The organism is Lishizhenia sp. (assembly GCF_057456495.1).
In genome coordinates this window covers 1-6,547 of the sequence record NZ_JBVCPV010000172.1, presented here as the reverse complement: position 1 = coordinate 6,547, position 6,547 = coordinate 1, and the positions used below count along the sequence as shown (strand labels likewise).

Here is a 6,547-nt window from a genome sequence, read left to right as displayed (position 1 = left end):
GGGATTACATTTTTTCTTATTTGTCTCAGTGGATAATTCCAGGTGATATACTTAATAAAGCTAAAATAGCAGCAATAAACTGGCATCCTGGCTCGCCAGATTATCCAGGAATCGGTTGTACTAATTTTGCTTTGTATAACAAAGAGGTTGAATTTGGGATTACATGTCATCATATGCTTTCAAAAGTAGATACGGGTAAGGTAATTGAAGTTCTAAGGTTTCCTGTCACACCTAATGAAACTGTTTTATCTTTAACCCAAAAAGCATATTCAAACATTTTTCAAAGTTTCATTGGGATAATAGATAGGATTGAGAAAAATGAATCGCTCCCAATTAGTAATGAAAATTGGACACGAAAACCGTACACGCGAAAGGAGTTGAATGAACTTTGTGAAATAGATTTATCGATGAACAAGGAGGAGGTTGAATTAAGGATTAAAAGCACGACTTATGATCGTCCATGGGCTCAACTAAAATTTCACGGTTATAATTTTAAATTAGAAAAATAAATGATACCCTTATCAATACCACAACTCGAAGGAAACGAGTGGAAATATGTGAAGGACTGCATAGACACAGGTTGGATTTCTTCGGCAGGTTCTTATGTGAACCAATTTGAACAAATGGTTGCCGATTATGCAGGAGCGAAATATGGTGTGGCTTGTATGAATGGTACGGTTGGTTTGCATATTGCTCAAATTTTGTCTGGAGTAACCCAAGACGATCATGTGTTAGTACCTAATATTACTTTCATTGCCACTTTAAACGCAGTGAAATATACAGGTGCAACTCCAATACTTGTGGATGTTAATGCAGATAATTGGCAGATGGATTTAGATCTATTGGACTCATATTTAAATGAAAATACTATAGGAAAAGAAATAGAAGGTATCCCTTTTTCATTTCTTAAATCAACCGGCAAAAGAGTAAAAGCAATTATGCCAGTTCATGTTTTAGGAAACATGGGAGATATGGCTCGACTAGTTGAAATTTGTGAAAAGTACCATTTGGACATTATAGAGGACAGCACTGAAGCGTTAGGCTCAACATTTAACGGTAAGCACGCTGGAACTTTTGGGAAATTCGGTGTTTTTAGTTTTAATGGGAACAAAATAATTTCTACTGGTGGTGGAGGTGTAATAGTTACGAATGATAAGGATTTAGCAGATAAAGCAAAACATTTAACCACGCAAGCAAAGGTAAGTGCTATGGACTATATCCACGATGAAATAGGGTATAACTACAGACTTGTAAACGTTTTAGCCGCTATTGGTGTAGCTCAAATGGAAACCTTTCCCAAACTTTTGGAAAACAAACGTCAGATGGATGCTTTCTATAGACAGGAGTTAGAAGGGGTTGGCGATATCGTTTTTCAGTCAATTGATGAAGAAGTAAATCCAAACTGTTGGTTGTTTACCTTTAAAACTTCAAAAATGAGAGATCTATTGGCGTATTTAAATGAAAATGGCGTTCAAAGTAGACCTTTCTGGATGCCGATGAACCAATTGGAGATGTTTAAGGAGGAGATTTATGTTTCTACTGAAAATGTTTCATCTAAAATCTATGACACGAGTATAAGTATTCCAAGTTCTGCAGGAATTACCCTTGAACAGCAAAAGACAGTTGTTGAAACGATAAAAGAATTTTACAAAACACAAGAATAATGGCAAATTTGCAAATTCGCGAATCTGTAAATTTGCTTACCACGCCCCTACGAAAAAAGATATGAACTTAATTGACATACCCAACTTTATAAAAGAATACATTACAAAACGACCAGAAAGTCTATTTGTACAAGATATAGAAAGAAATAAAGAAATTCTTACAGAAAGAATCAAAGGAAAGTCCGTGTTAGTTATAGGAGGAGCAGGGACAATCGGTTCTTCTTACATTAAGGCGGTACTTAAGTTTGAACCTGCCAAGCTGTATGTGGTAGATACAAATGAAAATGGATTGACAGAGTTAACGAGGACTTTGCGTTCTGATGTCAATCAATTTGTTCCTGAGGATTACAAGACTTATCCCATGAATTTTGGAGACCCCGTCTTTAAGAAAATGTTCTTAGCAGAAGGTCCCTTTGACATTGTTGCCAACTTTGCAGCGCATAAGCATGTGAGAAGTGAGAAAGACAAATATTCTATCGAGGCGATGATAGACAACAACGTTTTTAAAGCGAAGGAGTTTTTAGACATGTTGTTAGAGAACAAACCAGAACACTTCTTCTGCGTGTCTACAGACAAAGCGGCTAATCCCGTAAATGTAATGGGAGCAAGTAAAAAGCTCATGGAAGAGGTCATCATGGCATATTCTGATAAATTACAAATTACTACGGCGCGTTTTGCAAATGTTGCATTTTCAAATGGTTCTTTACTCGCAGGTTACGTTGAAAGATTGTTTCAAAATCAACCTATTTCTTGTCCGGCAGATGTAAAAAGGTTTTTTGTATCTCCTGAGGAGAGTGGACAAATCTGTATGTTAGCATGTATGCTGGGTGAATCATCTGATATCTACTTTCCAAAATTGGCTGAGGAGGAAATGGTTTATTTCAAAGATATAACGCTTGATTTTTTCAAGGCATCTAACCGCCCTATTTTGGAATGTAAAAATGAACAAGAGGCCAAAGAAAAAGCCTTGGTCATGACAGAAAAGGATCCTTATCCTGTTTACTTTTTTGAATCAGATACTTCTGGAGAGAAATTGTATGAGGAATTCTACACAGACACAGATAAAGTTGATTTCGATAAACATAATGCGCTTGGTGTAGTGAAAAATGCGAAGAAACTATCAATAGCTCAAATTGAGGATACAATAACTGACTTGAAAGGATTGTTGAATTCAGGAGATTATGACAAGAGCTCTATTGTAAACGTATTAAAAAAATATTTACCCGATTTCGAACATATAGAAACAGGGAAAAGTTTAGATCAAAAAATGTAGTGTATAGAATTCAAAATTGTTGAATCTTTGAATTGTTGAATCTTTGAATTAAAAAAATGTATAAAATTTTCAAACGCCTTTGCGATATTATTGTTTCGGGAGTCTGTCTTCTGATATTATCTCCCTTGTTAATTCCCATAATGATAGGGTTAAAATTAACAGGTGAGGGATATATCTGGTACTTACAGGAAAGGGTGGGGTATAAAAACAAAAAATTCAACATCTTGAAATTTGCCACGATGTTGAAAGATAGTCCGAATATGTCAGGTGGAATTATTACAACTAAAAGAGATCCCAGGATAACTCCAATGGGAGGGTTTTTAAGAAAATCTAAAGTTAATGAATTACCACAACTTATAAATATCTTTAAAGGAGACATGAGTGTTGTAGGACCCCGCCCAGTAATGCAAGTTAGTTTTGATGCTTACCCATTAGAGGTTCAGAAGGTTATTTACAATGTTCAACCGGGTCTTACAGGTATAGGAAGCATAATATTTAGAGATGAGGAAGAGTTGATTACCGCCGTTAAAAACAGAGGAGAAGATACTTGGGAGTTTTACAAAAATGTAATATATCCGTTTAAAGGTGAAGTGGAGAAATGGTATCAAGAAAACCAAGGTTTCATCACCGACCTTAAGATAATTTTTATTACGGCATGGGTGATACTATTTCCTAAAAGTGAAATTGTATATAAAGCATTTAAAGGCTTACCCACACGTAGTTTCTAGGAATAATCTTAAATTTGCTCGATTAATTAAGTCACGTCATGACCTATCAAGAATTATTCTATTACATTGGATTGTTTGCAGGGAGTTTTACACTTACCTATTTGCTTGTTCCCAAGATTTCATTGGTCATGAATGCCAAGAAAATATTGGATGATCCCAACGATAGGAGTTCTCATAAGAAGGCAGTTCCCAATTTAGGAGGGATAGCTTTTTACATCGTATTGATGTTGTCTTTCTTTTTTGTAGACAAACAGGATCAATACAATACAATTATCACAATATTACCGGGTATTACTATTCTATTTATCTTAGGTTTAAAGGATGATTTGGTGGCCTTATCTCCAAAAACAAAATTAGGAGGTCAATTTTTGGCAGCATTATTTTTAGTCTCCCAAGCGCAATTTAAAATTTATAATTTTCATGGTTTTTTAGGTGTACATGAAGTTCCTGAAATAATTGCAATTATTGTAAGTGTCTTTTTAGTTTTAGCGATCATCAATGCATTTAACCTCATTGATGGTATAGATGGTTTGGCAAGTATAGTAGCGTTGATTATTTTCGGTTCATTTGCCGCAGCCTTTTTTTATGTAGGGAATGCCTTCTTGGGGTCCATCTGTTTTGTGATGTGGGGAAGTTTAATAGCCTTTTTGCGTTACAATTTATCTACAGAGAAGAAAATCTTTATGGGAGATACGGGTTCTATGATGCTTGGCTTTGTCATTGCAATCATGTCTATTCGTTTTATCGATTTGATGAATTATGATACTTCATCACTTATACTCAGAAAATACAACGTTCCTTACATATTATTGTCCATTTTAATCGTTCCTTTCTTCGATACTTTACGCGTGTTTGTGATACGATTGATGAATAAGCGCGGGCCCTTCTCTCCGGATAGAAATCACATCCATCATTTGCTGATAGATTTTAGAGCCATGAGTCACGTGAGAGCCAGTATTTGGATAGGACTTTGTAATGTGCTTATTATTCTACTATTCACTTATTTTGCAACTTTCTTTAACCAGTGGTTCATGTTCTTAGGAACGAGTGTTCTGTGTGTAGCAGCGGTAGTTTATTTTTTCTTGATTAATAAAAACAGGGAAGCGATGCGCGTAAAAGTGAAAATGCGTAAGAAAAGCTAAGAATGTCTTGATATTATCCTTATTTTCGCAGATTCAAACAAATGTACCACACCACAATGACACGTGCACTTTTAAAGCTTTTATTAGTAGGATTAATATTTCCTATGGTATTTAGTTGTAAGACGAAGGAAAAAGTAGTCTATTTTCAAGGAGAAGCAATTGATAGTTTAGCAGCGAATTATGAAACACATTTGGAGGTGGATGATATCATTTCCATTGTGGTAACCGCTGATGATCCAGAACAAGCACTACAGTTTAATTTTCCTTCTCAAGGGGTTGTTCAGTCACAAAATAATGGATATACAATTGGTAATCCGGCTCGTTTAGGTTACTTAATTGATAAAGAAGGGTATATCAACTTCCCTGTTTTGGGGAAAATACAAATGGCTGGTTTAGAGCGTTCAGCAGCGGTAGCATTTTTGGAGAAAGAGATTGCAGCGTATATAAATAATCCAGTAGTTCAATTACAAATCGAAAATTTTAAAATTACAGTTCTGGGGGAAGTTTCACGACCCGGTACCTTTAAAATTCCTAATGAAAGAATTACGCTTTTAGAAGCAGTAGGTTTAGCAGGAGATTTGGAAATAACAGGATTACGCAAGAATGTTTTGGTAATTCGCGAGCAAAATGGTGTAAGATTTGAATATAGGGTAGATTTAACATCAAAAGAGTTGTTTACATCTCCTGTTTATTATTTAAAGCAGAACGATGTCGTTTACGTAGAACCAAATTTATCAGCAAGGACGGAGTCAACCTTTTTCAGAAATAACAGTGGTGTTTTTGTTTCCATAATTTCTGTTATTGTTTCTTCAATTTATTCCATCACCATTTTAAGTAATCAGTAATATGAATAACACGGATGTACATGATATCTCTTCAGAAGAAGGAATAAACATCAAAGATATATTAGAGCGTTATCTATTTCATTGGAGGTGGATTCTACTATCTATAGTCTTTTGTATAGGAATTGCCTATGTTTATTTAAGGTATACAAATCCAACTTTTGCGTCGAAAGCTACAGTATTAATCAAAGATGATAAAGCGGGGTCTGGTTTCTCTGAAATGGACATGATGAAGGAACTCGGTTTTGGAGGAGGTTCGGGTAGTTTAGAAAACGAAATAGAGATATACAAGTCGCGTAGTATATTGGAAAAAGTAGTACGCAACCTACAAATCAATAAAAGTGTTGTAGCCGTAGGAGATAGGTCAGGTTTAGAGCGAGCAGAGCTATATGATAAATCTCCAGTTTACTTTGATTTTAAAGTGAATGATAGTACTTCTTTTACGAAAACAAAAGAGTTTGAACTCCGATTGGTCGCTGATGCAACTTTTGAATTAAAAGGGGAAGGCGAAACGGAGTTGAAACCTGTAAAGGCTCAATTTAATTCTTGGAGAGATATAGGGATAGGGCAAGTTCGTGTATTAAAAACAGAGGAGTTCTCTTCTGAGATGATAGGCCGACGATTTATCCTTCGAATAGCTCCTGTGGAGAAAGTTGTTACTGATTTGAAATCCCAACTTAATGTTTCAGCTGTAAATAAGGATGCAGATATTCTAAACATTTCTATTCAAGGAGAAGTAATCAAAAAGAACAATGATATCTTAAATGAGGTTATTAAACAGCACCGTAAAAATGCTATCGCAGATAAAAATGAGGTAGCAGAGAACACGAGTAATTTCATTAATAAACGTTTAGAATTAATCCAGGATCAGTTACGAGAAATTGAAAATGAAGGGGAG

The 6,547-nt window shown here is 35.3% G+C and carries 7 protein-coding genes; all 7 read left to right on the top strand.

Annotated features, from left to right (window positions below; all coding sequences use genetic code 11):
• Nucleotides 1-509: formyltransferase family protein (locus AC22ZQ_RS11575; protein ID WP_318958932.1), on the top strand; the 509-nt coding region annotated here is incomplete at its 5' end.
• The gene (locus AC22ZQ_RS11570; protein WP_318958931.1) at nt 510-1,664 is read left to right on the top strand and encodes a LegC family aminotransferase; all 1,155 of its coding nucleotides are present in this window, start codon (nt 510-512) and stop codon (nt 1,662-1,664) included.
• A gap of 61 nt (nt 1,665-1,725) precedes the next feature.
• Nucleotides 1,726-2,937 carry a polysaccharide biosynthesis protein gene (locus tag AC22ZQ_RS11565; RefSeq protein ID WP_318958930.1) on the top strand — a complete coding sequence of 404 codons (1,212 nt, stop codon included), beginning with the start codon at nt 1,726-1,728 and terminating at the stop codon, nt 2,935-2,937.
• A gap of 56 nt (nt 2,938-2,993) precedes the next feature.
• On the top strand, nt 2,994-3,665 hold the full coding sequence (locus AC22ZQ_RS11560) for a sugar transferase (protein WP_318958929.1): 672 nt from the start codon (nt 2,994-2,996) through the stop codon (nt 3,663-3,665).
• A 38-nt stretch (nt 3,666-3,703) separates the two neighbouring features.
• A complete protein-coding gene (locus tag AC22ZQ_RS11555; protein WP_318958928.1) occupies nt 3,704-4,807 on the top strand; it encodes an MraY family glycosyltransferase in 1,104 nt (367 codons plus the stop codon).
• Nucleotides 4,808-4,863: 56 nt separating this feature from the next.
• Nucleotides 4,864-5,652, top strand: a complete 789-nt coding sequence (locus tag AC22ZQ_RS11550) for a polysaccharide biosynthesis/export family protein (protein ID WP_318958927.1) — start codon at nt 4,864-4,866, stop codon at nt 5,650-5,652.
• 1 nt (nt 5,653) lies between these two features.
• Nucleotides 5,654-6,547, top strand: an 894-nt coding sequence (locus AC22ZQ_RS11545) for a Wzz/FepE/Etk N-terminal domain-containing protein (RefSeq protein ID WP_318958926.1), incomplete at its 3' end; no start/stop codon positions are given.